We start from the raw sequence: 26,699 nt of genomic DNA, 5'->3' as shown, positions 1-26,699 counted from the left end.
ATGGCGGCATCGCTCGCCGAGCCCGGCCAGCGCCTTCTGGCCCGCGTTACCGACACGCTCGTCGTCGGTGTGCCCGTCATCGTCGTGGTGCGCGCCCTCGTGTCCGGGCACACCGTGGACATCGTCGCTCCGCCCGCCGTGGCCGGATGCATGCTGCTGTACGAGGCGGTCCAGCTCGCCCTCTGGGGCCGGACGCTCGGCAAGCGCCTCGCCGGCATAGAGGTCGTCGCGACGGCGTCTCAGACGACCGATCAAGCCGTCCCAGAGGGCGCTGCGGAGCCCGGCGGCGCGGAGCCCGAGGGTCTGGAGCCCGATGGCGCGGGGTCCGGTGGTGGTTGGGTGCTGCCCACCTCCGTGCCGGGATTCGTTCCCGTGGCGGCCGTCGCGCCGGAGGAGACCGGGACGTCCGCGGCGGAGAGTGAGAAGTCCGTGGCGGAGGCGCCCGCCGCGCACGCGCGCCCGGACGTCCTGCGTTCGGTTCTTCGCGCCGCCGTCTATTCACTGCCGGTCGCGGTCCGGCCGATTCCCGTTCTCGGTGTGCTCGCGAGCATCTTCTGGGTGGCGAACGCGGGCATGTTGTTCGAGGGGAACCGCCGCCAGGCGATCCATGACAGGCTGGCCGGGACGCTCGTGGTAAAAAGCACGCGTCCCGATTCATCGGCCTTCTGAGGCGCTCTCAGACGCGCCCGGAGGCGCTCGCGAGATCTTGATACCGCCCACTGCGGTGGGCGGCCTGCCGCGCGGCCCGGGATCGTTCAGGTGCACCCTGCGCGTTTTCCGCTGAGATGCCCGCTCTGTTTCGGACGCCCGGGCCCTGACGGCGAATGCCTGCTCCTTCCGGTTACGGTCCCGAATCGGGCCGGGATGTGTCTCGTCCCGGACGCCGCCTCCGCTTTGGAAGTTGCTGATGAACCGTTGCCATGGCTTCTCCATAGCCGCTTGTTAGGTACCGGTGGACTTACCTCGGGCGGGATACGGCCGCGCTTCGAACGGACCTTTCGCGCCGCATGCCCCGCTCCGTGGGAGGGGAGGCGGGAGCGGGCGGGCTCGCGGATCTCGGGCGTCAGGTTGAAGAAGCGGGGCAGGGGGTGGGATTGTGCCTCAAACTCCCGTTTTCGGGATGAAGGGCAGCGGGCGGCTTCCGCACGGGGAAGCGGGTCGCCGACTTCTCGTCCCCGGGTCGCGGCAACAGATTTCGTGGCCGGCCCGCTCCCGGTTATCCGTCGACATCGGCCGGTCGGAGCGCTGATCACGTGCCGCGGGCCACCCGGGCATTACCGGTGGGAGGCGGGGTTACCGCCGTTACGCCAGGGTTAATCGGCGGTGCCGGCGGCGCCGCCCGCAAACCCGGGTCAATGTGCGGACGCCCGCCCAGGTCAGCACGGTGCGGCGTGACAGCGGTCACTCATGAAAACTCGGACGGTGTCCGGTGAGGTTGGAAATTCATGGAACCCGTGCCCGGCGCCGACCACGACCTGCGGTCAGGTCGCGCCGGAAACGACGAGGTCGATTACGCCGGGTCACGGGCGGAAGGTGACTTCGGGTCGGGCGCCGGTTCATCGGGTGCGTTGGAATTGTCATCGGCGAAGTTCTCGGTATATCTTTGTCAACCGATTGAAGTTTGCTCCAGCTGAAAGGTCTGTCCCCATGGCACAGAAGGTTCAGGTGCTTCTCGTCGACGACCTCGACGGTGGCGAGGCGGACGAGACCGTAGCGTTCTCGATCGACGGCGCCTCCTACGAGATCGACCTGAGTGGCCCCAACGCGACGAAGCTGCGGGAATCGCTGCAGCCGTTCGTCGACAAGTCCCGTAAGGCGGGCACCGTCTCGCGCCGCCGCCGGCAGCGCGGCGCGTCCAGTCGCGAACGCAGTGCCGAGATCCGCGCCTGGGCCAAGAACAATGGCATCAAGGTCAATGAGCGCGGCCGGATCCCGGCCCACGTGATCGAACAGTACGAGGCGGCCAACTGACCCGCACGGCCACCGGCGGCCCGTCTCCGTTCGTGAGACGGGCCGTTCGCTGCTCGCAGTGACGCGCCGCGGATTCGCCGGCGTTCAACACCGATGCGAAGAGCCGTTCGCTTGTGGCGTAGCGCCCGTGCGGTTCGCCGCGTCCGCGGTGAGGTACACAGGCCGCGCGGGTGGAAACTCCATCCCCATTCGGCACTCTCGGCCCGCGCCCTGACCGACCTGCGGAAAGCCCCTCGTTCGCTTGGGGCGTAGCGGGAACATGACGCACCGATGCGGTAGTTGGATGAGACTGAACAGCGCATAGCTGGGGAACGTCTCCTGGTGGGAGTGCACCGGGCGGCCTCCTCGGGGCGGGCTAGCATGCGGAAGGACAGTTCCGGACGTTCCGGACTCTGCCCAACCGCTCTGTGAGGAGCGACGAGATGTTCGAGAGGTTCACCGACCGCGCGCGGCGCGTTGTCGTCCTGGCTCAGGAAGAGGCCAGGATGCTCAACCACAACTACATCGGCACCGAGCACATCCTCCTGGGTCTGATCCACGAGGGTGAGGGTGTGGCTGCCAAGGCTCTGGAGAGCCTCGGCATCAGCCTTGAGGCCGTGCGCCAGCAGGTCGAAGAGATCATCGGCCAGGGCCAGCAGGCGCCGTCGGGCCACATCCCGTTCACTCCGCGCGCCAAGAAGGTCCTTGAGCTGTCGCTGCGCGAGGCGTTGCAGCTCGGCCACAACTACATCGGTACCGAGCACATCCTGCTCGGCCTGATCCGTGAGGGCGAGGGCGTCGCCGCCCAGGTCCTGGTGAAGCTTGGCGCCGACCTGAACCGGGTGCGCCAGCAGGTCATCCAGTTGCTGCACGGCTACCAGGGCAAGGAACCGGCCGCCTCCGGCGGTCCCTCCGAGGCGGCTCCGTCCACCTCCCTTGTGCTCGACCAGTTCGGCCGCAACCTGACGCAGGCCGCGCGGGAGAGCAAGCTCGACCCGGTCATCGGCCGGGACAAGGAGATCGAGCGGGTCATGCAGGTGCTGTCCCGCCGCACCAAGAACAACCCCGTCCTCGTGGGCGAGCCCGGCGTCGGCAAGACCGCCGTCGTCGAGGGCCTCGCGCAGAAGATCGTCAAGGGCGAGGTGCCGGAGACGCTCAAGGACAAGCAGCTCTACACCCTCGACCTCGGCGCGCTGGTCGCCGGCTCCCGGTACCGCGGTGACTTCGAGGAGCGCCTGAAGAAGGTGCTGAAGGAGATCCGCACCCGCGGCGACATCATCCTGTTCATCGACGAGCTGCACACGCTCGTCGGCGCGGGCGCCGCCGAGGGCGCGATCGACGCCGCGTCCATCCTCAAGCCGATGCTGGCGCGCGGTGAGCTGCAGACCATCGGCGCGACCACGCTGGACGAGTACCGCAAGCACCTGGAGAAGGACGCCGCGCTGGAGCGCCGCTTCCAGCCGATCCAGGTCGCCGAGCCGTCGCTGTCCCACACGATCGAGATCCTCAAGGGCCTGCGGGATCGCTACGAGGCGCACCACCGCGTGTCGATCACCGACAGCGCGCTGGTCGCGGCCGCGCAGCTCGCCGACCGCTACATCAGCGACCGGTTCCTGCCCGACAAGGCGATCGACCTGATCGACGAGGCCGGCTCGCGGATGCGCATCCGCCGCATGACCGCACCGCCGGACCTGCGCGAGTACGACGAGAAGATCGCCGACGTCCGGCGCGACAAGGAGTCCGCGATCGACGCGCAGGACTTCGAGAAGGCCGCGGCGCTGCGCGACTCCGAGAAGCAGCTGCTCGGCCAGAAGGCGCAGCGGGAGAAGGAGTGGAAGGCCGGCGACATGGACGTCGTGGCCGAGGTCACCGACGAGCTGATCGCCGAGGTCCTCGCCACCGCCACCGGCATCCCGGTCTTCAAGCTGACCGAGGAGGAGTCGACCCGGCTGCTGCGCATGGAGGACGAGCTCCACAAGCGCGTCATCGGGCAGGAGGACGCCATCAAGGCGCTCTCCCAGTCGATCCGGCGCACCCGCGCCGGGCTGAAGGACCCGAAGCGTCCCGGCGGCTCGTTCATCTTCGCCGGCCCGTCCGGCGTCGGTAAGACGGAGCTGTCCAAGACGCTCGCCGAGTTCCTGTTCGGCGACGAGGACGCGCTGATCCAGCTCGACATGTCCGAGTTCATGGAGAAGCACACCGTCTCGCGGCTGTTCGGCTCCCCGCCCGGCTACGTCGGGTACGAGGAGGGCGGCCAGCTGACGGAGAAGGTCCGCCGCAAGCCGTTCTCGGTCGTCCTGTTCGACGAGATCGAGAAGGCCCACCAGGACATCTTCAACTCGCTGCTGCAGATCCTGGAGGACGGCCGCCTCACCGACGCGCAGGGCCGTGTCGTGGACTTCAAGAACACCGTCATCATCATGACGACGAACCTGGGGTCCAAGGACATCTCCAAGGGCGTCTCCATGGGCTTCGCCCGGCAGAACGACGAGCAGGGCTCGTACGAGCGGATGAAGGCGAAGGTGTCGGAGGAGCTGAAGCAGCACTTCCGCCCCGAGTTCCTCAACCGCGTCGACGACACGGTGGTGTTCCACCAGCTCACCCCGAAGGAGATCATCCAGATCGTCGACCTGATGATCGCCAAGGTGGACGACCGGCTGCACGACCGCGACATGGGCATCGAGCTGCGGCAGGAGGCCAAGGACCTGCTGGCGCTGCGCGGCTACGACCCGGTGCTCGGCGCCCGGCCGCTGCGCCGCACGATCCAGCGGGAGATCGAGGACAGCCTGTCCGAGAAGATCCTTTACAACGAGCTCAAGCCCGGGCAGATCGTGATCGTCGGTACCGAGGGCTTCGACCCGGAGAACACGGACTCGGCGGAGAACGCCAAGTTCACGTTCAAGGGCGTCCCGAAGCCGTCCACCGTCCCGGACAGCCCGCCGCCCATCGAGGGCGCGGTCAACTTCAACAAGGACTGACGTCCTGCGCGAAGGCCCGCGGCCGGATCCGTCCGGCCGCGGGCCTTTCGCATGCGCGGGGCCTCCCGCGGCCGCCTCCATCCCGAAGTGTCATAGCCGACGCCTAGCATTCGAACATGCATTCGAATGCGATCGGATCGGCGGCGGAGTTCGGCCGCCGGGCAGGCGAGGCCCACCTGGCGCACGCGTTCCTGCGGGATGTGCGGGCCCGCGCGCCGGCCCGGCTTCCGATCTTCCGGTCGCAACTGCAGGGCGAGCTGCTCGCGCGGCTCCTGCTGGGGCCTGCCCGCGAGGTGTCGATGCTCGACCTCGCCGTTATGCTCCGGACCGATCTGGCGTCGGTGATGCGCGAGGTGGAACGGCTGGCGCGCGCCGACCTGCTCACGCTTCGCCGGACCCTGGCCGGCCGCCTCGTGGCCAGGAACACAGCGAGCCCCTTGTACGAGCCGCTCGCACGCCTCCTGATGCTGACGTTCGGCCCGGCGGCGGTGATCGAGGAGGAGTTCGGGCGTCTCCGGGGCGTCGGCGAGATCTACCTGTTCGGTGCCTGGGCAGACCGTCATGCCGGCAGGCCGGGCGATCAGCCGGCGGACGTGGAGGTCCTGGTCATCGGCGAGCTCTCACCCGACATCGTCCACGACGCGGCGCAGGAGGCCGCGGCACGCCTGGGCCTGCCGGTCCACCCCGTCGTGCGGGCACCGTCGGAATGGGAGGACGACACCGACCCCTTCCTACGCGAGATCCGAAGCGGCCCCCTGACGAGGCTCTGAGAACCATGCCGGAACGTCTTCGAGGCGGCCGCCTTAAGGCGCGTTGACGCGCGTCGCGCGGCTGAAGGGGCACCACAGGCGCCACGGGGGACGGCAGGGCGCGCACAGCGCATGGGCACGCGTAGGGGGCAGGGGCGTGGGTCAGGGGGTGTTGGGTTGGGCTGGGGTGGTCAGCCAGGTGTTGATCTCTTTGTGCAGGCGGGTCTTGGTCGGTGTCGGGGCGAAGGAGGCTTCGGTGGCGGCGTGGGCCAGGTCGGCGAGGGTCGCGTCGTCGTAGCCGAAGGTGTCGCGGACGCGGGCGTACTCGGTGGTGAGGGGCGTGCCGATCAAGGAGGGGATGTCGGTGTTGAGGGTGACGACCAGGCCCGCGTCGCGGAGTCTGGGGAGGGGGTGGGTGTCGAGGGCCGAGGCGAAGCCCAGGGCGACGTTGGAGGACGGGCACACTTCGAGCGGGATCCCGCGTTCTCGCACCTCCGCCACGAGGTCCGGGTCGTCCAGGATGCGTATGCCGTGGCCGAGCCGCTCGGTGCGGCCCGGACCGAGCGCCTGCCGGATGCTGGCCGGGCCCTCGCCCTCGCCCGCGTGGTGGACGACGTGGAGCCCGGCGTCCCGGGCGGCGGCGAACACCTCGGTGAACGGGTCCCCGGGGTGGGCCTCGTCGCCGGCGAGGCCGATGGCGACCACGCGGTCATGGCGGCGGGCGAGGTCGAGGGTCCGCCAGGCACGGTCCACCGAGCGGCGGCGGGAATGGTCGAGGATGAGGCGGCACTCGATCCCGAAGGAGTCCTGACCGGCCTCCAGGCCCTCCAGGACGGCCGCGAGCGGCATGCCCATATCGCCGAGGCGCTCGCCGTGCGCGGCGGCCGTGAAGGAGACCTCGGCGTAGCGGGTGCCCTGGGCGGCCTCGTCCTCGCAGTACTCGTAGGCGATCCGGCGGAAGTCGGCGGGCTGCCGCAAGCACGCGCGGACGACGTCGTTCTGCGCGAAGAAGGAGGCGAAGTCGCCGAACCGGCCGACATTGTCAGGGATCTGTACGCCGTTGGCCGTGCCGATCTCGCGGAGCGTGCTCCACCGCACGGTGCTTTCCAGATGGACGTGCAGGTGGGCTTTGGGCAGGGTCAGTAGATCGCGCACGGCCGTACGGTACGGGCCCGTCGGCGGGCTGACCAACCATTATTCGGGTTGACCTCACGCCACCGGCGACGTCGCCGTGCACGATGTGCTCACGGCGACCGGATGGAACCGCTCGCGCGTCTGGATCGCCCAACGGTCGAAGTCCAGCCCACCGGCCGGCATCCGGCGAGGAGCCCACGAGCATCGTGTTGAACAGAATCCACCGCATCGAGGACGGGCGGCGCATCGAAGGGGTCGTGCGTCCCGTCTTCATCCACAACTTCTCGTACCACCTCACGAACCTGCTGGTGTTCGCGGACGGTGCGATCAACTGCTGGGAATGGGTCGACCTGGACGGCCTGCGCGAGAAGCTCGAATGCGGCTGGGTGGTGACGGAGGTACCCGAGGGCGGTGAGATCAGCGCGTTCGAACTGGGCCGCTGGAAGGTCTCGGAGCCCATGTTCGGCCTCACCGCGGAGATGCTTCTGGGGGAGGTGGCCGACGACATCGAGAAGCTGAACGACCGTCCCGACTCCACGGACCGCTGCATGGCGGCGCTGGACCGGTACCTGGAGTCGCGCGACGAGGCCGACCGGCTGGCGCTGCGGGAGGCGTACCTGGCCATCCCCGAGCACAAGCGCCATTATTCGCTCGGCGACATGAACTACAAGGACCGGCCGCTGGTGTTCCTGTGCACCGATATCGGCGAGCGTCCCATAGGCGGATGGTTCGACGATGACGAGATCACCGAGGACATGCGCGAATGGGCCCTTGCGTACTTCGCCGACCAGGGCCGGGCCCGTGCCGAGTACGAATCCAAACGCCCGGCGGACGACCCTGCCGAGCCGGTGGAAGGGACGATCCACCTCGGCGGACGCGTATTTCCGAAAGGCTGGCCCGAGGACGCGGGAATCGACGCGCTGCAGAACGACTGCCCGGCCCCGGTCGAGGTCGGAGAGGTCGTCTACCCGTCGGTCGTGCACGCCTACTGGGCCCTGTCCACCGCCGATCCCGAGGCGCGGGACCGGATCCGCGCGGCCGGGCGCCCCTACGACGCCCAGCAGATCGCCGAGGGGGTGCCCCGCGTGCAGGACTGGCCGCAGATCCGGACGGCGGTGATGGCAGGCCTCCTGCGCGCCAAATACACACAGCATCCTGACCTGGCGGAAGTGCTGCTCGGAACTGGCGACGCACCGATCGCTTACACCGGGACGGAGTCCGACCACTGGATCACGCGTGGTGAAAAGGGGCGCAACTGGGTGGGGCGGCTTCTCGAACTGGTCCGCTCCGAAATGCGGGCCCAAAAATCCGGCATTCCCTTTCCCTGACGCGCCGCCGCGCCTAGGCTGATCAACTCTGTCATCGGGGAAGGGGAAATGCTGTGAAGCAGAGGGTTGTGCACGGTGCGGTCGGGTTAATGACCGCGGCGGCGCTGGCGGGCTGCAGTGCCGTGCCGGGACGGACCGAGGCGGCGCCGGTCGCCGACGTGCGGAGGACGAGCAAGGTCGCGGAGCAGTTGCGGCAGGTCATGGACCGGCTCAGGTTCCAGGAGGTGCTCGACACGGCGCCGCCGACCACGGCGCAACTCCGCTCGACGCAAAACCCCGTCGACAAGGAGGCTCAGCGTACGCGCCCGTTCGCCGCGGCCGACCCCAAGCCGATCGTCCAGCAGCCGCAGATGGACGCGACGATCATCGAGCTGGACGAGCGCGGCCGTCCCGTCTCGTCCGGCACCGTTCTGATGAGCCCGCGCTACCAGCACGGCGTCGTCGTGCCCGTGGACCGGAACCTGTCCACGACGAGCGTGCGCTGGCGCCAGTGGGACGATGCCGGGTGGTACAAGAACAAAGGCCAGGGCACGATCGACGTGGTTCCGGGCAGGGAGAACGCGCCCCTCGACCACATGCTCGACTATCCCGCGTCCGTCCTGAAGCTCATGGTCAACTTCGGGGTCCTGCGGCTCGTCGACCAGGGCGAGATCAAGCTGGACGACACCTACTCCTACGCGCCGACCGAGATCAGCCCCCTGTGCGGCGAGGCCACCAGCAACACCGTCCGCAAGTACATGGACGCCTCGCTGACGATGTCGTCCAACGCCGCGTCCTGCGCGCTGGTCAAGCTGCTGCACGACCACCATGCCGTCGACTCGCTCAACCAGGCGTTCCAGGACCTCGGCCTTGAGACTCTCCAGCTCAAGGGCACCAGGGCCTCCAACGGCGGCCGCTGGTCGAACGAGATCACGATGAGCTCGCTCGACACCGCCAAGCTGCTGACCCTCGTCAACGGCGCACCCGGCACCGTGTGGAGAGCGCCGAACGGCAAGCCCGTGAAGAGCGACGACGTGCTGAGCCCGGCGTCGCGCAAGTTCTTCCGTGCGGAGCTCGCGCAGCAGGGCTTCAACGACATGCTGTCGACGACGAACTGGTGCGGCGGGACGTATCCGGCGGCCGGCCTGCCGAACGCCGCCCCGAAGCGCTGGATCGGCGCGGACGGCACCGTGACCGTCGACGGCAACAAGTTCGGCCGCGACGTCCGTCCCTGCAACAAGAGGGCCGAGGTCACGTTCGCGCACAAGACGGGCTGGGTGAACAACTCGGGGGCCGACGCGGGAATCGTCCGTGCCCTGCCCGGCAAGGGCGGCCGGAGCTACGTCATCGTCGTCTTCTCGAACCTCGGAACGCAGTACGTCGACGCCCGGCGCCCCAAGACGCCCCCCGGCATCTTCCCGTTCTCGTTCACCGAGAAGTTCGCGAAGCTCGGCCGGACCATGGACTCCTACGAGAAGCGCCGCGCCGGTCACTGAGGGAGGGCGTAGCGGCCGTCCTCCAGCGGGTCCACCAGGCCGTCGGCGATGAGGGCGTCCAGGGCGCGTTCGCGTTGGACGGCGTCCGACCAGACGACGTCGAGGGCCGGTTTCGGCACCGGGCCCTCGGCGTCGCGCAGGACGGCGAGGATTCGGCCGCGGCACTGGCGGTCCGTGCCCGCGTACGTCTGGCCTCGGCGCGGCGGGCCGTCGTAGGCGGGGCGGCCCGCGAGCTGCCACGCGCATTGGCCGACCACCGGGCAGTCGACGCAGTGCGGGGTGCGGGCGGTGCAGACCAGCGCGCCCAGTTCCATGACGGCGACGGCCCAGCGCGCGGCGGTCGCCGGATCGGCCGGCAGCAGGCGCTCGGCGCGTTCGACCTCGGCCTTCGTCTGCGACTTCGGCGGGTACTCGTCCCCGGACAGCAGCCGGGCCAGCACGCGCCGGACATTGGTGTCCAGGACGGTGTGCCGCTGCCGGAACGCGAAGCTCGCGACGGCGGCGGCCGTGTAGGCGCCGATGCCGGGAAGCGCAAGCAGGTCCGCATGCGACGACGGCACCTCGCCGCCGTGCCGTTCGGTGATCGCCCGGGCGCTCTCGTGCAGCCGCAGCGCGCGCCGCGGGTAGCCGAGCCGCCCCCACGCCCGGACGGCCTCGCCGGACGGTTCGGCGGCCAGCGCCGCGGGCGCCGGCCAGCGGGTCAGCCACGCCTCCCACACGGGCAGGACGCGGGAGACCGGCGTCTGCTGAAGCATGATCTCGCTGACGAGGACGCCCCAGGGGGTCGCGTCCGGCGCCCGCCACGGGAGATCCCGGGCGTTCGCCTCGTACCAGTCGAGGATCGGGGCGGTGTACACGGAGTTGAGGTTCATGGCGCGCCGCCATTGTGGCACGCGGCGGGTCGGCCCCTCTTTCCGGTTCGGTGAATGCATACTGACCGCATGGGGGCGAGCACTGAACGTGACCGGGCCGGTTCGGGACTCGATCAATACTGGCGGCGGCGCGCGGTGGCCCTCGGCGGCGTTCTCGGCGCCGTCGGACTGCTGGCCTGGGCGTGCACCGGAGGCACCGGCGGCGCGGGGGAGGACGAGCCGATCCGGAACGCGGGCGCCGCGGACAGCGCGAGCCCTCCTCCGCCGCCCAGCGCGATGCCGACGGTCACCGTCACCACGACGACCACACCCGAGCCGCCGGAGCCGGCCGACGGAGGTCCCTGCGACGACAAGGACCTCGTCGTCAGCATGTCCGTCCCGAAGAACACCTACCAGGGTTCCGAACGGCCTGAATTCCGCATCACGGTCGTCAACACGGGCAAGGGTTCCTGCGCGTTCGACACGGGGTCGCTGGACGTCCGCATCACGTCGGGTGCGGATCGGATCTGGTCGTCCGACGGGTGCCGCAAGGGCAAGGCGCCGAAGGAGACGCTCCGGCGCGGCATCCCCTACGTCGACAACGTCGCCTGGGGCCGCCAACGCGGCTGCGAAGCCGCCGCCCATGCCCGTCCCGGTACCTACGTGGCCGCCCTGAAGGGCGCGAAGGTCAAGAAACTGATCTTCAGTCTCCGCTGAGCCGGGCACGCCGTGCCCGGATTCGGGGTCACACGTAGCGTTCGAGGATGGACGACTCGGCCAGGCGGGAGAGGCCCTCCCGGACGCTGCGGGCACGCGACTCGCCGACACCGCCCACGGCCTGGAGGTCGTCGATGCTGGCGGCGAGGAGCTTCTGCAGGCCGCCGAAGTGCTCGACGAGGCGTTCGACGACCATGCCGGGCAGCCGGGGCACCTTGGCGAGCAGCCGGAAACCCTTGGGGCTGACGGGAAGGTCGAGAGCGTCCGGGCCGGAGAAGCCCATCACCTCGGCCACCGTGGACAGGTCCAGGAGGTCGTTGGCCGACAGGGTGTCCAGCGCGGAGAGGATGGCGTCCACGCCGCGGGCGCGGGTGTCGTCGGACGGGTAGTCGCGGACGATCAGTTCCCGGTCGGCGTCGACGCCGGACACCAGCTCGTCCAGCTGGAGGGAGAGGAGCCGGCCGTCGGTGCCGAGCTCGACGACATAGCCCTCGATCTCGTCGGCGATGCGGCGCACCATCTCGAGGCGCTGGACGACGGCGCTGACGTCCCGGACGGTGACGAGGTCCTCGATCTCCAGCGCGGACAGGGTGCCGGACACCTCGTCGAGCCGGAGTTTGTAGCGTTCGAGCGTCGCCAGGGCCTGGTTGGCCTTGGACAGGATGGCCGCCGAGTCCTCCAGGACGTAGCGGATGCCGTCCAGGTACAGCGCGATGATGTGCATCGACTGGCTCACCGAGATGACCGGCAGGCCGGTCTGGCGGGCCACGCGTTCCGCGGTGCGGTGGCGGGTGCCCGACTCCTCGGTGGGGAGGGTCGAGTCCGGCACGAGGTGGACGGCGGCGCGGACGATGCGGGTGTGGCTGTCGTCGAGGACGATCGCGCCGTCCATCTTGGCGAGCTCGCGCAGCCGGGTGGCGGAGAACTCGACGTCGAGCTCGAAACCGCCCGTGCAGAGTTCCGCGACCGGCTTGTCGTAGCCGAGCACGATCAGGCCGCCGGTGTGGCCCCGCAGAATCCGTTCGAGCCCGTCGCGGATCTGGGTGCCGGGAGCCACCGCGGCCAACGTGGCGCGGCGTCGTTCGTCATGACCCTTGTCGTGTGATGGCACCTGACCCCCGGAGGTCGCTGGACGGCGTCAGTTTACCGAGGCGGGCAGCGCCTCGGTTCCTCCCCAGGTCGCATGCCCGAGTTGTGTGCAGTAATACTCTGGCGTGACTTCCGTCAGGGTGCCGTAAACGAGACCTGGAGCGCCTGTTTCAGGCTGTCGACCTCCATCACCTTCATGCCCTCGTAGCTGCTGAGCTGCGGATCCGCGCGTTTGAGCGGCGACCCGTCGGCGAGTTCGAGGGAGCCGCGCGGGACCACGGCGTGCTTGAACCCGAGCCGGGCCGCCTCGGCGAGCCGCCGCTGGACGCCGGGCACGACGCGGACCTCCCCCGCGAGGCCGACCTCGCCGAGCGCGATCAGGCTGTTGGAAAGCGCCTGCTCGACCGTGGACCCGGCGACGGACAGCGCGAGCGCCAGGTCGACGGACGTCTCGGCGAGCCGCACCCCGCCGACCGTCGAGACGTACACGTCCTGCTCGTGCATGGAGATCTTGCAGCGCTGCGCGAGGACGGCGAGGACCATCGCGACGCGGGACGTGTCGAGCCCGGACGTCGCCCGCCGCGGCGCCGGCAGATGCGACTTCGCGACCAGCGACTGCACCTCCGCGACCAGCGGCCGCCGCCCCTCCAGCGTCACGGTCACGCACGTCCCCGGCACGGGCTCCTCGCGCCGGGTCAGGAACAGGCCGCTCGGATCGGGCAGCCCGACGATGCCGACCTCGGACAGGTCGAAGCAGCCCAGCTCGTCCGTCGGCCCGTACCGGTTCTTCACCGCGCGGATCATGCGGAGCCGGGAGTGCCGGTCGCCCTCGAAGTACAGGACGACGTCGACCAGGTGCTCCAGCAGCCGCGGCCCGGCGATCGCGCCCTCCTTCGTGACGTGGCCGACCAGCACGACGGTGATGCCGCGCTCCTTCGCGACCCTGATCAGGTTGGCCGCGACCTCCCGGATCTGGGTGACGCCGCCGGGCGCGCCGTCCACCTCGGACGTGCCGATCGTCTGGATCGAGTCGACCACGAGAAGCGTCGGCTCCACCGAGTCGATGTGCCCGAGGACGGCGGACAGCTCCATCTCCGCCGCCAGGTACAGGTGGTCCGTGATCGCCCCGACCCGGTCGGCGCGGAGCCGCACCTGCTCGGCCGACTCCTCACCCGTCACGTACAGGACGTTCCTGCCCGCGCCGTCCGAGCCCGTCGAGGCGAGCGCGGCGACCTCCAGCAGCAGCGTCGACTTCCCGATGCCCGGTTCGCCCGCCAGCAGCAGGACGGCCCCCGGCACGATCCCGCCCCCGAGCACCCGGTCCAGCTCGTCCAGCCCCGTCGGGCGCGTCTGCGACGTCCGGACGTCGACCTCCCCGATCGGACGCGCCGGCGAGCTGACGGGCCCGGCGGACACGACCCGCGCCGGAGTCGCGGACGCCGCCTCGGTGACCGTCCCCCACGTCTGGCACTCGCCGCAGCGCCCCACCCACTTGGACGTCTGCCACCCGCACTCCGAGCACCGGTAGGCGGCCTTAGCCGTCTTAGCCTTCGCCATGACGCGAAAGCGTAGAGCCCCCCACCGACAGTGGTCGCCCTGAGCGAGCGGGACCAGTCACGATGTGGACGGCGTCGGAGCAATCCATTCGGTGATCAGCCCAGCCGTTGCCTCAGCCACGCGACGGCCTCAAGCATCGCGATCGCGTCCGAAGGCAGTTTCGAGCCTGCGAGAAACTGATCGCGCAGCGAGCCGCCAGGCGAGACGGAGCGATGCAGCGATCGCACGCAATGCTGTGGCGTGAGGCGCCCCAGGCGCCTCACGCCACAGCATTGCCATGAACACGTGCGCGTTCTACGAGGTCGCCTAGGTGGTCGGAGACGGTGCTGGGGCGTTCGAGCATGGCCATGTGGCCGGCGGTGGGGATGATCTCCAGGCGGCCGGACGGGACGCGGGAGGCGATCTTGAGGCTGTGCTCGACCGGGGTGAGCCTGTCGTTCTCCGCGCCGATGACGAGGGTGTCGGCGGCGCCGAGGGACGCGCAGTCGCTGATCACCTCGGTCGTGATCATCGAGCGGAAGAAGTCGACGAAGGCGTCCATCCGGGTCTCGGTCATCATCTGCTCGGCGAACGCGACCGCGGCGGGGCCGGCGTCCGGGCCGAAGGCGATGAGGTCCTCGATGAGCGTGGCGGCGTCGCGGCCGAGGTGGCGGACCCGCTCGACGGCGCCCGAGCCCGCGCCGAGAGCGCCGAGCGCGTGCGGGAGGACGCGTTGCGTGCTCCGCGCGACCAGCGTCGGCAGGCCGAGCGTGACCTCGCCCAAGCCGCCTGACGACGTGCACAGCAGCCCCGTCGCGAGGATCTTGCGTCCGAGGAGTCCGGGGTTCTCGTCGGCGTACCGCAGGACGGTCATGCCGCCCATGGAGTGCCCGACGAGGACGACGGGCGTCTCGGCGGGGACGGTCGCGTCGATGACGGCGGCGAGGTCGCGGGCCAGGCGGGGGACGGCGTAGCCGTCGCGGGCGCCGCCGTCGGAGCGGCCGTGGCCGCGGTGGTCCCAGAAGACGAGCCGGCCGAGGCCGCGCAGGGCCTTGCGCTGGAAATGCCAGGAGTCCTGGGTGAGCGTCCAGCCGTGGGAGAACACGACGGCGAGGTCAGTGCGGTCCTCGCCGTCGATCTCGGCGTACAGGCGCGTGCCGTCGTCGGCGCGGACGGGGCGGGGACGGCCGCGCAGCGATCCGAAGGGCTCGCCGGCGAACGGGTCGGGCCGCAGCTGCAGGCGGCGCATGGCGCGGCGCTGGGCGACCAGCCCGGCGCCGGCGCCCGCGGCGCCGAGGGCGGTGGCGGCGAGAGCGCCGCGAAGCATGGACGCGGTGACGGGAGTCGTCTTGGCGGTGCGGCCCATGGTCCGTCCCTCCTGTGACTAACTAGTCAGTAACTCAGGGGCAACGCCACCACAAATTCACGGCATAGTCCACCTCAAGCCCGGGGTGATCGCGCAGGCAGGCGTCGGCGAGATCGGGCGGGAACTCGATCCCGAGCACCGCGGCCAGATCCTCCCTGTTCTGGAACGACCAGCGGATCAGCAGGGGTTCGCGGGAGAAGCCGCGGCGGGTCCAGAACCGCTCGACCGCGTCCGGGTCGTACTTGGGCAGGCTTTGCCGGAACCAGCGGCCGAACGTGGAGCGGGTCGCGTCGTTGTCGATGATGAAGATCGCGCCGCCGCGCCGGACGACCCGGTCGAGTTCGCGCAGGCCCGGCTCGCAGCCCGGCCCGAAGAAGTACGCCCAGCGGACGTGGACGACGTCGATCGAAGCGTCCGGAAGCGGCAACGACTGGGCGGCCCCGACACGGACGGTGACGTTGGGAAGGTCCCGCGTCCGGCGCGCGGCCGCCGAGGCGAGGCCCGCATGCGGCTCGACGCCGATCACGCGGCGGGCGTCCGCGGCGAAGAACGGCAGGTGGAATCCGGTGCCGCAGCCGAGGTCCAGGACGTCCGACGCCGTCCAGGGACGGATCGCCCGCATCGCGTCGGCCAGCACGCCGTCCGGGTCGACGGCGCGGTTCTCCAGCTCGTAGACGTGAGGGGAGTTCCAGATGTTGGGACTGGGCACGGCGCCCGGAGCGATCTCGGCCACGGGGACAGAGAGTAGCCGCGCCCGCGGCGGAGAAACCCAGATCACCGCGGGCGAGTGTTTCATCACGGCCGCCGCCGCATAGGCTTTCCTTGCGTACACTGCCGAGCGATCATTCCTGGCGAGGAAGCCTTGACCCCGCAGCACAACGGCGTCTCTTCACCCGTGCTCCGCGTGCCGGACGCGCCGATCACGCTCTCCACCGCGTCGGTCTACCCGGAGAAGGTACCGAGCGCCTTCGAGATCGCCGCGCTGCTGGGGTACGACGGTATCGAGGTCATGGTCTCCACGGACGCCTCGTCCCAGGACCTGAACGTCCTGCGTCGCCTGTCCGACTACCACCAGGTCCCGATCAAGTCGATCCACGCGCCCTGCCTGCTGCTCACCCAGCGGGTGTGGGGGCGCGACCCGTGGGGCAAGCTGGTGCGCTCCAAGGACGTCGCCGAGGAACTGGGCGCCGAGGTCGTCGTCGTCCACCCGCCGTTCCGCTGGCAGCGCGACTACGCCAAGGAGTTCGTCGAGGGCCTCGCCCGCATGCAGGACGAGACGGACGTCCTGTTCGCGGTCGAGAACATGTTCCCGCTCAAGGCTCGTGGCGCGGAGGCGGGCATGTACCTGCCCGACTGGAACCCCGTCGACCAGGACTACCCGTACGTGACGCTCGACCTGTCCCACACCGCCGTTTCGGGTTCCGACGCCATCGACATGGCCGAGAGCTTGGGCGACCGTCTGCGGCACATCCACTTGGCCGACGGCGTCGGCGTCATGAACAAGGACGAGCATCTCGTTCCGGGCCGGGGCAACCAGCCGTGCGGGCCGATGCTGGAGAACCTCGCGGAGGGCGGCTTCCGGGGGCACGTCGTCCTGGAGGTCAACACGCGGCGCGCGTCCAGCCGGGTGGAGCGGATGGAGGATCTCGCCGAGGCCCTGGCGTTCGCCCGCCTGCACCTCGCCGCGGCCGACCACACCTGGGAGGTCACCTCGGCGGGCGAGATCACCCGCCGGGGCGTGCGGCGGTGACGGACCCGAAACCCGCCGGAGGCCGGACGCGGGGGCCGGGCCGCCGGCCCGGCCCGACCGAGACCCGCGAGAAGATCCTGGCCGAGGCGCGCGACCTGTTCGCCGAGAAGGGCTACGACGGGGCGTCGCTGCGCGCCATCGCCCGCGCCGCCGGCGTCGACCCCGCCCTCGTCCATCACTTCTTCGGCAACAAGGAGGGCGTGTTCATCGAGGCGATGCGCTTCCCGGTGGACCCGTCCGTCCTGCTGCCGCGCATCCTGTCGGCTCCCCGGGACGGTCTCGGTGAGTTGATGGTCCGCACGTTCCTGGACGTCTGGCGGGACGCCGACCGCCGGGCGCCGATGCTGGCGATGCTCCGCTCGGCGATGACGAACGAGCGGGCGGCGGCGCTGATGCGCGAGTTCGTCGCGTCCGCGCTGTTCGGGCGGGCCAGGCAGGCCACGGACGCGTCGCCGCTCGGGATCCAGGCGGCCGCCGGCCAGATGATCGGCCTGATGATCCTGCGGTACGTGCTCTGCATCGAGCCGCTGGCCTCGGCCTCCGAGGACGAGCTGATCGAGCTGGTGGCACCGACCATCCAGCGCTACCTCACGTCCTGACCTTCGCGAGAACCCCTTGACCCGGCCCCCGTGTCGGCTTAAATTCAACACATGATGAGTTCTAGTCCGGCGAGCACCGCCGACGCGGCGGTGGACGTGCGCGACCTGCGGGTCGTCCGCGGCGGCCGGGAGGTGCTGCACGGGCTCACCTTCCAGGTCCCGCACGGCTCGATCGTGGGGCTGCTCGGCCCGAGCGGCTGCGGGAAGACCACCCTGATGAGGGCGCTCGTCGGCGTCCAGATCGTGCGCAGCGGCACGGTGACCGTGCTCGGCGACCCCGCGGGATCGCCCGGCCTGCGGCGCCGCGTCGGGTACGCGACGCAGCGGCCGGCCGTCTACGCCGACCTCACCGTCGCCGAGAACCTGCGCTACTTCGCGTCCGTCCTGCGGGCCCCGCGCTCGGACGTCGACCGCGTCATCGACGAGGTCGGGCTCGGCCGGAGCCGCGACCAGACGGCGGCGACGCTGTCCGGCGGGCAGCTCAGCCGCGCCAACCTCGCCGTCGCGCTGCTGGGCGCGCCCGAGCTGCTCGTCCTGGACGAGCCGACCGTCGGCCTCGACCCGGTGCTGCGGCAGGAGCTGTGGGAGCTGTTCCGGGAACTGGCCGAACGGGGCGCCACCCTCGTCGTGTCCAGCCACGTCATGGACGAGGCGGGCCGCACCGACCGGCTGCTGCTCATGCGCGAGGGCGTCCTCCTCGCCGACGGCACCCCGGACGGGCTGCGCTCTCGCACCGGGACGCCCGACCTCGAAGCGGCGTTCCTCCACCTGATCACCGAGAAGGCCGGGAGCCCGACATGAGCGCCGCCGTCACCCTCGCCACGATGCGGCGCATCCTGGCGCAGCTCAAGCACGACCACCGCACCCTCGCGCTGCTGATCGGCGTGCCGACGCTGCTGATGATCCTGCTGCGGTACGTGTTCGACCAGCCGGCCGTCTTCGACCGGATCGGGCCCATGCTGCTCGGCCTCTTCCCGTTCATCGTGATGTTCGTCGTGGCCAGCGTCGCCACCCTCCGCGAGCGGACGAGCGGCACCCTCGAACGGCTGATGACCATGCCGCTCGGCAAGCTGGACCTGCTGCTCGGCTACGCGTTCGCGTTCGGCCTGCTCGCGCTGGTCCAGGTCGCCGTCGTGCTGGCCATCTCGCTGACCTGGCTCGACCTCGACCTGGACGGCTCGCTCGGCTCGCTGGTCCTGGTCTCCCTGCTGGACGCGCTGCTCGGCATGGCGCTCGGCCTGTTCGCCAGCGCGTTCGCCCGGACCGAGTTCCAGGCCGTCCAGTTCATGCCGGCGTTCGTCCTGCCCCAGCTGCTGCTCTGCGGCCTGATCGTCCCGCGCGAGAACATGGCGGGCTGGCTCCAGGCGACCGCGGACGTCCTGCCGCTGTCCTATGCGGTCGAGGGCATGCAGGAGATCAGCGCCAGCCCCGACTTCACCGGCACCCTTGCCCTCGACGTCTCGGTGATAGCCGCCTTCGCCGTCGTCGCCCTCCTCCTGGGCGCGATAACCCTGAGGCGCCGCACGGCATGACCCTTTGGGGGCGGGTTGGGTTTACCGGGTGGGCTGCTTCCGCCTTAATCGGACAGGTGGGTCGAAGTGGGCTATCCCCGCCCGAGGGGGCTGGTAGTTTCGCGCCATGACCTCCCCAGATCTTTCCGGTTCACAGGCGTCGCAGGGGCCCGACGAGGCCTCGCGGCCGCCTGCGGGGGCCCAGGCCACCGAGGCGCCGGGTGCCCCCGGGGCGGACGCCGAGAACGCGTTCTGGGGCGGCGGCGACGGGGACGGCGGGGAGCGTGCGCGCAAGCGCCGGTGGCCGCGGATCCTGATCGCGGTCGGGGTGTTCCTGGCGCTGGTCGTGGCCGGGCTCGGCGGGCTCGTGTGGCAGCGGCAGTCGTCCTACAACGGCAACATCGACCGGATCAAGGGCGTGATGCCGGACGACGGCTCGAAGCGCCCAGGCCCGAGCGCCGCGGGCACCGAGAACTGGCTGCTCGTCGGGTCGGACTCGCGCGCCGCGGCCACGACAGGGGAGGGCAACAACGTCTGGAAGCCGGGGCAGCAGCGCACGGACACGATCATGCTGCTGCATCTGCCGGCGGACCGGAAGAAGGCGTACATCGTCTCGTTCCCGCGCGACTCGTGGGTGGAGATCCCCGGCTACGGCCGGCAGAAGATCAACGCGGCGTTCTCCTTCGGCGGGCCGAAGCTGCTGATCGAGACGATGGAGAACCTCACCGGGATCCGCATCGACCACTACGGCGCGATCGACTTCGAGGGGTTCAAGTCGATGACGGACGCGCTCGGCGGCGTCACCGTCAACATCAGGCAGAGCGTGTACGACCCGGCGCGCAAGAAGCAGTGGGCGGCGGGCAGGCAGAAGCTGAACGGCGAGGAGGCGCTGCTGTTCGTCCGGCAGCGCTACAACCTGCCGAACGGCGACTTCGACCGGATCAAGCGGCAGCAGGCGTTCCTCGGCGCGCTCGCCAAGCAGGCCGCCGACCGCGGCACCCTCACCAACCCGCTCAAGCTCGATCGGTTCCTGTCGGCGCTCACCAAGTCGATCAGCGTGGACGAGGGCGTGTCGGCGGGCGACCTGCGCTCGCTGGCGCTCAGCATGCGGAACGTGCGGGCCTCGGACGTGATGTTCATGACGCTGCCGCACAAGGGAACCGGCATGCGCAACAAGCAGAGCGTCGTGTTCCTGGACCCGACGAACGCGAAGGCGCTGTTCGAGGCCGTCAAGACCGCGCAGATGGCGGAGTACGTGAAGCAGCACGGCGCCGGCAACAGCCTCGGCACCGTGTCGTGATCGCCGGCGGCCGGGGCGGGCATAACCTGGGACGGTAAGGCCCAGGGACAAGGGGTTCGCACAGTGCTTCGTCAGGCGTTGCTCGTCGCGTCGCGCAGCGGTGGCGCACGCAAGGTCATGGAGACCGCTCCGTTCACCGGTGACGTCGTCCGCCGCTTCATCGCCGGGGAGACGATCGAGGACGCGGCACGCGTCACGAACGACCTGACCGGTGAGGGCCTGCTCGTCACCTTGGACGTCCTGGGCGAGGACACGCACGACGAGGCGCACGCCGAAGCGAACGTCACGCACTACGTCGAGCTTCTGGAACGACTTGGTGCCGCCGGTCTCGGCACACGCGCAGAGGTGTCACTGAAGCTCTCCGCCATAGGGCAGACCTTCGACGCAGACCTCGCCGTGGAGAACGCAAGGCGGGTCTGTTCCGCCGCCCGTTCCGCCAGTACGACGGTCACCCTCGACATGGAGGAGCACACGACCGTCGACTCGACGTTGGGTGTCGTCCAGGAACTACGGCGAGACTTCCCGGACGTGGGCGCGGTCGTCCAGGCGTACCTGCGGCGCGCTGAGGAGCACTGCGCGGAACTGGCCTACGAGGGTTCGCGCGTAAGGCTGTGCAAGGGCGCCTACGCGGCACCGGCGGCGGTCGCCTTCACCGACAAGGAAGAGATCGACCGGTCGTATGTGCGGTGCATGAAGGTCCTGATGGCAGGCAAGGGCTACCCGATGCTCGCCACGCACGACCCACGGCTCATCGACATCGCGGGTGCGCTGTCCACCCTGAACGAGCGTGACGCCGACACGTTCGAGTACCAGATGCTCTACGGGATCCGCCCGCAGGAGCAGCGCCGTCTCGCCGCCCAGGGCGCGCAGGTCCGCGTCTACGTCGCCTACGGCCGCGAGTGGTACGAGTACTTCATGCGCCGCCTCGCGGAGCGCCCCGCCAACCTGCGCTTCTTCATGCGGTCCCTCGTCGGGCGGTCCTGACCCCCGGCTATAGGCTGGACCGGTCGTTGAATCCCCACGTCAAGGTATGCCGATGATCGCGATTCTGGGTGCCGGGAAGATGGGCGAGGCGCTGCTGTCCGGGGTGCTCCGGGCCGGCCGCCGCCCGTCCGAGCTGATGGCGACCGCGCGCCGGGAGGAGCGCGGCGCGCTGCTCCGCGAGCGGTACGGCATCGAGATCGTGTCGAACGCGGACGCCGCCGCCAAGGCCGGGACGCTGGTCCTCGCGGTGAAGCCGCAGGACATGGGCGCCCTGCTGGACGAGGTCGGCACGCACGTCCCGGCCGGCCGGCTGGTGATCTCGATGGCGGCGGGCATCACGACCGGGTTCATCGAGGCGCGGCTGCCGGAGGGCGTGCCCGTCGTCCGCGTCATGTCGAACACGCCCGTCCACGTGGACGAGGCGATGAGCGTGATCTCGCCCGGGTCGCACGCGGGCGAGGAGCACCTGAAGCTGGCCGAGGAGCTGCTGTCCCCGGTCGGCAAGGTGCTGCGCATCCCCGAGTCGCTGCAGGACGGCGCGACGGCCCTGTCCGGCAGCGGCCCCGCCTACTTCTACTACCTGGTCGAGGCGATGGTGGACGCGGGCATCCTGCTCGGCATGCCGCGCGCCGCCGCCCTGGAGATGGTCATCCAGTCGGCGGTGGGCGCCGCCGTCATGCTCCGCGACTCGGGCGAGCACCCGGTGCTGCTGCGCGAGGCGGTCACGTCCCCGGGCGGGACGACCATCGCGGCGATCCGCGAGCTGGAGCGGCACGGGGTGCGCGCCGCCGTCCTGGAGGCCATCGAGGCGGCCCGCAACCGGGGGCGCGAGCTGGCGGGCGGCTGACCGGCCGCCGGGATGCGGCACCCCGGGACAAAGTTCATCTTTGAACATTGATCCGGCACGGGGGGTTCGTCCGTGTAAGGAATATGGGACTCATACTCCGCCTGATCGTCGCCGCCGGACTGGCCGCCGACGCCATCGTGCACTGGAAGTTCGCTCCCGAGATGGCCTTCGTGCAAGGCGGGTCCATCGACGGAGACCTGCTGTTCCGCATCCAGGCCGCGGTCGCCGGCGTCACCGCCGTGGTGATCCTCACCTACGCGACACGCTGGGCGTACGCGGTCGCGTTCCTCGTCGCGGCGAGCGCGGTCGGCGCCCTCGTGCTCTACTACTACGTCGACATGGGCGCGCTCGGCCCGCTGCCGGACATGCACGAGCCCGTCTGGTACACGGAGAAGACGATCAGCCTCGCCGGTGAGGGCGGCGCCGCGCTGGCCGCGGTGGTCGGCTTCCTCACCGTGAAACGCGGCAGGCGCCGGCAGGAGGACGAGGTCTACGAACGCGAGCCCGCGAGCCGCTTCTGACCCGTGTCACGATTCGCCCGCCGATTCCGGCCCCACCCGGTTAACATCCAGTTGATCTTGGAGTGTGGGGGCCCCTGGATGGAAGACCGGCGCGAACGTCCGACCGAGATGCCGAGGGCGGCGTCCGCCCTGCGCAAGGCGCTGCTCAAGGCGCGCGTCCCGCGCTTCATGGCCGAGCACGCCGCCGCCCTGCTGGCGGGGCTGCTGACGAAGCCGAAGGACCGCCGGGACTGACTAGGCGGCCCTGGTCCGCTTCCCGGCCGTGCGGGTGACGGTCCGGACGAAGCGGGCGGCGTCGTCCATCGCGGCGCCGGCCTCGGGCAGCACGCGGTTCAGGATCTGGAAGACGTGCATCTGCCCGTTCCAGACCTGCAGTTCGCAGTCGGCTCCGGCGCTCTCCAGGGCGTCCGCGAACGCCTCGGCCTCGGCGCGCAGGACCTCGGCGCCGCCGACCTGGATCAGGACGGGCGGCATGTCCGTCCAGGCGCAGGAGAGCAGGGCCAGCCGCGGGTCGTCGAATCCGGCCGGCCCCACGACCAGGCGGGCGACCCGGCGCACCGACGATGCGCTGATGTACGGGTCGTGGGCGAGGTGCTGCGTGCGGATGGAGAGTTCGCAGGTCAGGTCCACCCAGGGGGAGAACAGGACGAGCCCGGCCGGGTTCGGCAGGCCGAGCCGGCAGATCTCGCCGGCCAGCACGGCGGACAGGTGCCCGCCGGCCGAGTCGCCCGCGAGGACGATGCGGGACGCCGGTATGCGCCGCGCGAGCAGCCACCGGTAGGCGGCGACCGCGTCCTCCAGCGGCGCGGGGAACTGGTGTTCGGGCGCGAGCCGGTAGCGGGGGACGAGGACGGGCAGGCCGGTGTCGAGCGCCAGCCGCGACGTGATCGGGCGGTGCGTGCGCGGCGAGCAGAAGATGTAGCCGCCGCCGTGCAGATAGAGGACGGCGCCCCGCGCCTTCTTCCCGGTGACCTCCCGGGAGATGATCCACTCGCCCTTGACCGGCCGGTCACCGCCGTCCTTGGGCGGTGGGTCGTCCACCGAGTCGACCCGCACGTGCGGGCTGTGCCGTAGCAGCAGGGCCGCGGCGTCCATGGTCGACCGCGCGGTCCGGATGCCGGTGGCATGGCCGGGGAGGTAGTTCAGGAACGGGCGAACGCCGAGGCGAAGCGCGTTGCTTATCGCGCGGCTGCGAACGCTCGGGCCGTCCATCTACCCCCCAGTTGGAGATTTCGCCTGCTAGCGGTATGCCCGTTTCTGAGGAGTAATTCACGTCACACATCTGTAGCGGGGTTCGTCCCACTCTCGACCACTGTGGGGCGCGTCACGTGATCCGCGCGATACCGTGAGGCCATGAGCAGTCCCGATTCGTCCCCGCCCTCCGGTCCCGAGAGCTGCGGACTTGAGATTTTCTGGGACGAGCGGCTCATCTCCTACGACTTCGGCCCCGGGCATCCCATGAATCCCGTTCGGGTCGAGCTGACGATGGCGCTGGCACGCGCGCTCGGCGTCCTGGACCGCCCCAACGTCCGGGTCTCGGAGTTCGAGGCGGCGGACGACAAGCTGCTCCGGCTCGTCCACGAGGAGTCCTACATAGCGGCGGTCAAGCACGCCGGCGCGACCGGCCTGCCCGAGATCGCGTACGGCCTCGGCATTCCCGACAACCCGGTGTTCCTCGGCATGCACGAGGCGTCCGCGCTGGTCGCGGGCGCGTCGGTCGCCGCCGCGGAGGCGGTGTGGACGGGGAGCGCGGAACACGCCGCGAACATCTCCGGCGGCCTCCACCATGCGCTGAGCGGCGCCGCGAGCGGGTTCTGCGTCTACAACGACCCCGCCATCGCGATCGCGTGGCTGCTGGAGAACGGCGCCGAGCGCGTCGCCTACGTCGACATCGACGTGCACCACGGCGACGGCGTCCAGGCGGCGTTCTACGACGACCCCCGTGTCCTGACGATCAGTCTGCACGAGACGCCGCGGACGCTGTTCCCCGGCACGGGCTTCCCGAACGAGACGGGCGCGGCGGGCACGTCCGTCAACATCTCGCTGCCGCCCGGCACCGGAGACCGGCCGTGGCTGCGCGCGTTCGACGCGATCACCCCGCCGCTGCTGCGCGCGTTCCGCCCGGACGTCCTGGTCACCCAGCAGGGCGCGGACGGCCACGCCCTCGACCCGCTCGCGCACCTGATCCTCAGCGTGGACGGGCAGCGGACGGCGTACTCGATGCTGCACCGGCTCGCGCACGAGACGGCGGGCGGGCGCTGGGTGCTGACCGGGGGCGGCGGCTACGAGCTGGTCCAGGTCGTCCCGCGGGCGTGGACGCATCTGCTGGCGGAGGCCGCCGGCGGGCCGATCCCGCCGGACACCGAGACGCCGGAGGAGTGGCGCGACCTCGTCCGGCGGCGGACCGAGGAGATCGCCCCCCGCCGCATGACGGACGGGACGGACGCGGTGGAGGTCGGCAGGTGGGGCGACGGCTACGACCCGGCGAACCCGGTGGACCAGGCGATCCTGGCGACACGCCGGGCGGTGTTCCCCGAGCACGGCCTCGACCCGATGACGGACGAGTGACCGCGCCGACGCGCGACGAGCTGCGCGCCCACCTCGTCCGCACGATGATCGCGGGCGACGTCGCCACGCCGCGCCAGAACAACCTGCTGCACTACCGGCGGATGGCCGCCGGGAACCCGTACTACCAGTTCGGCCTGGAGCTGAAGCCGTCGTGGACGGAGCGGGACGTCCTGGAGATGATGGTCGAACGGTGCGGCGTCGACCCCGATCCCCGGCACATCTACGGGGACGACACCATCGACCCCGACATCACCCTCGACACGCTTGAGGCGATGGGCGACCGCATCGGTCTCGCGGCCCGCCGCGGGGAGAACGTGGTGATCGCGACCGGGCATCCGGCCACGCTGACGCCGCTGTACCAGGCGGTCGCGCGGGCGCTGGAGGGCGCCGGCTGCCGGCTGCTGACGCCCGCGGCCGGCTGGACGTACGAGATCGAGACCGGCTACGGCGGCTCGGAACCGCGCCGGATCGTCTACGCCCGGCCGGGTGTCGCGATGCTGGAGGGCGACGACCTCCGCACGCACCACACGCACGATCCGCACCCGATGGAGGCCATGCTCCGGGAGCTCGCCAGTACCGGTTCTGAGAGCGGGGCGGAAGTTAAACCCGATATCTGGCCGGATCTGGCCATCGCCGATCACGGCTGGGCTGGGGCCGCCGGGCAGGCGGGCATCGACACCGTCGGCTTCGCGGACTGTAACGACCCGGCGCTGTTCGCCGGGGCCGCCGAGGGCAAGATCGACGTGGTCGTCCCGCTCGACGACGGCGTCTCCCCGCACCACTACGCGCCGCTGACCGCCTACATCCTTGATCGCGCGGGCCTGTACCTGTCCGATTGATCCTGCTTACTCCGGAGTTAGGGTCGGGTCGCCGCCGACCGGCCTGTCACGGCGTGTGACAGGGCTGCCATAACGAGGCGCATGGGCTTGCCGGATGCTGTCGGGAGCGGCGGAACCGCAGGTCAACGCGGGGTTTCGGTTGACAACCGTTCGTCGCGCCACGCGTTGTGCCGTCACGTCCACGCTCCGTACGACATCAGGACTGTATCCACCCGGTCAGGTCGGGATACGGAAATGTGCGGAACTCCCCTCTTGCGACTGCCGATACGCGATTTACGCTGGAGGAAGTACACGTGCGTGATCAAAGTCACCCAAAGGGCCGGTGCGCGGCACGTGTGGAAGAGGGCGTCCGATGACCTCAGGCGAGCGACCTCTGAGCGAGGTCAGGTTCCTGACCGTTGCCGAAGTGGCGGCGGTGATGCGGGTGTCCAAGATGACCGTCTACCGTCTCGTCCACTCGGGCGAGCTTCCCGCGATCCGCGTGGGCCGCTCGTTCCGGGTCCCCGAGCAGGCCGTTCACGATTACCTGCGCGACGCGTACATCGAAGCCGGATAACGGGTAGGGGCGGGGCATGACCCCGCCGCGAACTCCATACCCGGCCGTGCA

Annotated in this window: 26 protein-coding genes; 19 read left to right on the top strand and 7 right to left on the bottom strand. The window is 70.4% G+C overall.

The features are described 5' to 3' along the window. From ACQPZP_RS40370 to ACQPZP_RS40355, 4 genes are all read left to right on the top strand, one after another. Entirely contained in the window at positions 1 to 669 is a 669-nt protein-coding gene (locus ACQPZP_RS40370; RefSeq protein WP_433474881.1) for an RDD family protein, read from the top strand. A 978-nt stretch (positions 670 to 1,647) separates the two neighbouring features. Further along, positions 1,648 to 1,971 carry a histone-like nucleoid-structuring protein Lsr2 gene (locus ACQPZP_RS40365; protein WP_433464905.1) on the top strand — a complete coding sequence of 108 codons (324 nt, stop codon included), beginning with the start codon at positions 1,648 to 1,650 and terminating at the stop codon, positions 1,969 to 1,971. Between the two features lie 422 nt (positions 1,972 to 2,393). Next, positions 2,394 to 4,928 (top strand): ATP-dependent Clp protease ATP-binding subunit, encoded by a 2,535-nt coding sequence (locus ACQPZP_RS40360; protein ID WP_433474880.1) that lies wholly within the window; start codon positions 2,394 to 2,396, stop codon positions 4,926 to 4,928. Positions 4,929 to 5,044: 116 nt separating this feature from the next. Further along, positions 5,045 to 5,698, top strand: coding sequence for a hypothetical protein (locus tag ACQPZP_RS40355; protein ID WP_433474879.1), 654 nt, complete (start codon positions 5,045 to 5,047; stop codon positions 5,696 to 5,698). A 141-nt stretch (positions 5,699 to 5,839) separates the two neighbouring features. Here ACQPZP_RS40355 and add read toward each other — a convergent pair whose 3' ends face one another. Beyond that, positions 5,840 to 6,832 carry an adenosine deaminase gene (gene add, locus ACQPZP_RS40350; protein WP_433474878.1) on the bottom strand — a complete coding sequence of 331 codons (993 nt, stop codon included), beginning with the start codon at positions 6,830 to 6,832 and terminating at the stop codon, positions 5,840 to 5,842. 185 nt (positions 6,833 to 7,017) lie between these two features. Between add and ACQPZP_RS40345 the strand changes: the two genes are divergently transcribed. Together ACQPZP_RS40345 and ACQPZP_RS40340 are read left to right on the top strand one after the other, a co-directional pair. Further along, on the top strand, positions 7,018 to 8,139 hold the full coding sequence (locus ACQPZP_RS40345; protein ID WP_433474877.1) for an NADAR family protein: 1,122 nt from the start codon (positions 7,018 to 7,020) through the stop codon (positions 8,137 to 8,139). An 89-nt stretch (positions 8,140 to 8,228) separates the two neighbouring features. Then, the gene (locus ACQPZP_RS40340) at positions 8,229 to 9,614 is read left to right on the top strand and encodes a serine hydrolase (RefSeq protein ID WP_433474876.1); all 1,386 of its coding nucleotides are present in this window, start codon (positions 8,229 to 8,231) and stop codon (positions 9,612 to 9,614) included. Here the strand turns inward: ACQPZP_RS40340 and ACQPZP_RS40335 are convergent. Then, positions 9,608 to 10,486 carry an A/G-specific adenine glycosylase gene (locus ACQPZP_RS40335; RefSeq protein ID WP_433474875.1) on the bottom strand — a complete coding sequence of 293 codons (879 nt, stop codon included), beginning with the start codon at positions 10,484 to 10,486 and terminating at the stop codon, positions 9,608 to 9,610. The two genes, ACQPZP_RS40340 and ACQPZP_RS40335, sit on opposite strands and share 7 nt — an antisense overlap. 69 nt (positions 10,487 to 10,555) lie before the next feature. Here ACQPZP_RS40335 and ACQPZP_RS40330 point away from each other — a divergent pair, with 69 nt between their 5' ends. Further along, entirely contained in the window at positions 10,556 to 11,182 is a 627-nt protein-coding gene (locus tag ACQPZP_RS40330; protein WP_433474874.1) for a hypothetical protein, read from the top strand. A 28-nt stretch (positions 11,183 to 11,210) separates the two neighbouring features. Here the strand turns inward: ACQPZP_RS40330 and disA are convergent, their stop codons facing one another. From disA to ACQPZP_RS40310, 4 genes are all read right to left on the bottom strand, one after another. Then, on the bottom strand, positions 11,211 to 12,293 hold the full coding sequence (gene disA, locus ACQPZP_RS40325; protein WP_433474873.1) for a DNA integrity scanning diadenylate cyclase DisA: 1,083 nt from the start codon (positions 12,291 to 12,293) through the stop codon (positions 11,211 to 11,213). A gap of 113 nt (positions 12,294 to 12,406) precedes the next feature. Next, positions 12,407 to 13,828, bottom strand: coding sequence for a DNA repair protein RadA (radA, locus tag ACQPZP_RS40320; protein ID WP_433474872.1), 1,422 nt, complete (start codon positions 13,826 to 13,828; stop codon positions 12,407 to 12,409). Between the two features lie 259 nt (positions 13,829 to 14,087). Beyond that, on the bottom strand, positions 14,088 to 15,173 hold the full coding sequence (locus tag ACQPZP_RS40315; protein ID WP_433474871.1) for an alpha/beta fold hydrolase: 1,086 nt from the start codon (positions 15,171 to 15,173) through the stop codon (positions 14,088 to 14,090). A 34-nt stretch (positions 15,174 to 15,207) separates the two neighbouring features. Next, entirely contained in the window at positions 15,208 to 15,906 is a 699-nt protein-coding gene (locus ACQPZP_RS40310; protein ID WP_433474870.1) for a class I SAM-dependent methyltransferase, read from the bottom strand. Between the two features lie 129 nt (positions 15,907 to 16,035). Here ACQPZP_RS40310 and ACQPZP_RS40305 point away from each other — a divergent pair, with 129 nt between their 5' ends. The 9 genes from ACQPZP_RS40305 to ACQPZP_RS40265 all read left to right on the top strand — a co-directional run bounded on the left by ACQPZP_RS40305 (position 16,036) and on the right by ACQPZP_RS40265 (position 22,919). Next, positions 16,036 to 16,923: a sugar phosphate isomerase/epimerase family protein gene (locus ACQPZP_RS40305; protein ID WP_433474869.1), complete on the top strand. Its 888-nt coding sequence runs from the start codon at positions 16,036 to 16,038 to the stop codon at positions 16,921 to 16,923. After that, positions 16,920 to 17,522: a TetR family transcriptional regulator gene (locus ACQPZP_RS40300; protein ID WP_433474868.1), complete on the top strand. Its 603-nt coding sequence runs from the start codon at positions 16,920 to 16,922 to the stop codon at positions 17,520 to 17,522. The genes ACQPZP_RS40305 and ACQPZP_RS40300 overlap by 4 nt, the downstream gene beginning before the upstream one ends. Before the next feature lie 51 nt (positions 17,523 to 17,573). Beyond that, on the top strand, positions 17,574 to 18,323 hold the full coding sequence (locus tag ACQPZP_RS40295; RefSeq protein ID WP_433474867.1) for an ABC transporter ATP-binding protein: 750 nt from the start codon (positions 17,574 to 17,576) through the stop codon (positions 18,321 to 18,323). Continuing rightward, on the top strand, positions 18,320 to 19,054 hold the full coding sequence (locus tag ACQPZP_RS40290) for an ABC transporter permease (protein ID WP_433474866.1): 735 nt from the start codon (positions 18,320 to 18,322) through the stop codon (positions 19,052 to 19,054). The genes ACQPZP_RS40295 and ACQPZP_RS40290 overlap by 4 nt, the downstream gene beginning before the upstream one ends. 106 nt (positions 19,055 to 19,160) lie before the next feature. Then, positions 19,161 to 20,333, top strand: a complete 1,173-nt coding sequence (locus ACQPZP_RS40285) for an LCP family protein (RefSeq protein WP_433474865.1) — start codon at positions 19,161 to 19,163, stop codon at positions 20,331 to 20,333. A gap of 63 nt (positions 20,334 to 20,396) precedes the next feature. Continuing rightward, positions 20,397 to 21,317 (top strand): proline dehydrogenase family protein, encoded by a 921-nt coding sequence (locus tag ACQPZP_RS40280; RefSeq protein WP_433474864.1) that lies wholly within the window; start codon positions 20,397 to 20,399, stop codon positions 21,315 to 21,317. A 52-nt stretch (positions 21,318 to 21,369) separates the two neighbouring features. Beyond that, positions 21,370 to 22,164 (top strand): pyrroline-5-carboxylate reductase, encoded by a 795-nt coding sequence (proC, locus tag ACQPZP_RS40275; protein WP_433474863.1) that lies wholly within the window; start codon positions 21,370 to 21,372, stop codon positions 22,162 to 22,164. An 83-nt stretch (positions 22,165 to 22,247) separates the two neighbouring features. Continuing rightward, the gene (locus tag ACQPZP_RS40270) at positions 22,248 to 22,685 is read left to right on the top strand and encodes a hypothetical protein (RefSeq protein ID WP_433474862.1); all 438 of its coding nucleotides are present in this window, start codon (positions 22,248 to 22,250) and stop codon (positions 22,683 to 22,685) included. 78 nt (positions 22,686 to 22,763) lie between these two features. After that, positions 22,764 to 22,919, top strand: a complete 156-nt coding sequence (locus ACQPZP_RS40265; RefSeq protein ID WP_433464885.1) for a hypothetical protein — start codon at positions 22,764 to 22,766, stop codon at positions 22,917 to 22,919. Here ACQPZP_RS40265 and ACQPZP_RS40260 read toward each other — a convergent pair whose 3' ends face one another. Then, entirely contained in the window at positions 22,920 to 23,897 is a 978-nt protein-coding gene (locus ACQPZP_RS40260; RefSeq protein WP_433474861.1) for an alpha/beta hydrolase, read from the bottom strand. Positions 23,898 to 24,038: 141 nt separating this feature from the next. Here ACQPZP_RS40260 and ACQPZP_RS40255 point away from each other — a divergent pair, with 141 nt between their 5' ends. The 3 genes from ACQPZP_RS40255 to ACQPZP_RS40245 all read left to right on the top strand — a co-directional run bounded on the left by ACQPZP_RS40255 (position 24,039) and on the right by ACQPZP_RS40245 (position 26,648). Continuing rightward, positions 24,039 to 25,253 carry an acetoin utilization protein AcuC gene (locus ACQPZP_RS40255; protein WP_433474860.1) on the top strand — a complete coding sequence of 405 codons (1,215 nt, stop codon included), beginning with the start codon at positions 24,039 to 24,041 and terminating at the stop codon, positions 25,251 to 25,253. Beyond that, entirely contained in the window at positions 25,250 to 26,092 is an 843-nt protein-coding gene (locus ACQPZP_RS40250) for a phosphatase (RefSeq protein ID WP_433474859.1), read from the top strand. The genes ACQPZP_RS40255 and ACQPZP_RS40250 overlap by 4 nt, the downstream gene beginning before the upstream one ends. A gap of 352 nt (positions 26,093 to 26,444) precedes the next feature. Continuing rightward, positions 26,445 to 26,648, top strand: a complete 204-nt coding sequence (locus ACQPZP_RS40245; RefSeq protein WP_021591693.1) for a helix-turn-helix domain-containing protein — start codon at positions 26,445 to 26,447, stop codon at positions 26,646 to 26,648. Positions 26,649 to 26,699: the final 51 nt, after the last annotated feature.

It is taken from the genome of Spirillospora sp. CA-142024, from assembly GCF_050942325.1.
In the GTDB taxonomy this organism is placed as follows: Bacteria; Actinomycetota; Actinomycetes; order Streptosporangiales; family Streptosporangiaceae; genus Spirillospora.
The sequence above is the reverse complement of the archived record's forward strand: the minus strand, read 5'-3'. Positions and strand labels throughout refer to the sequence as shown.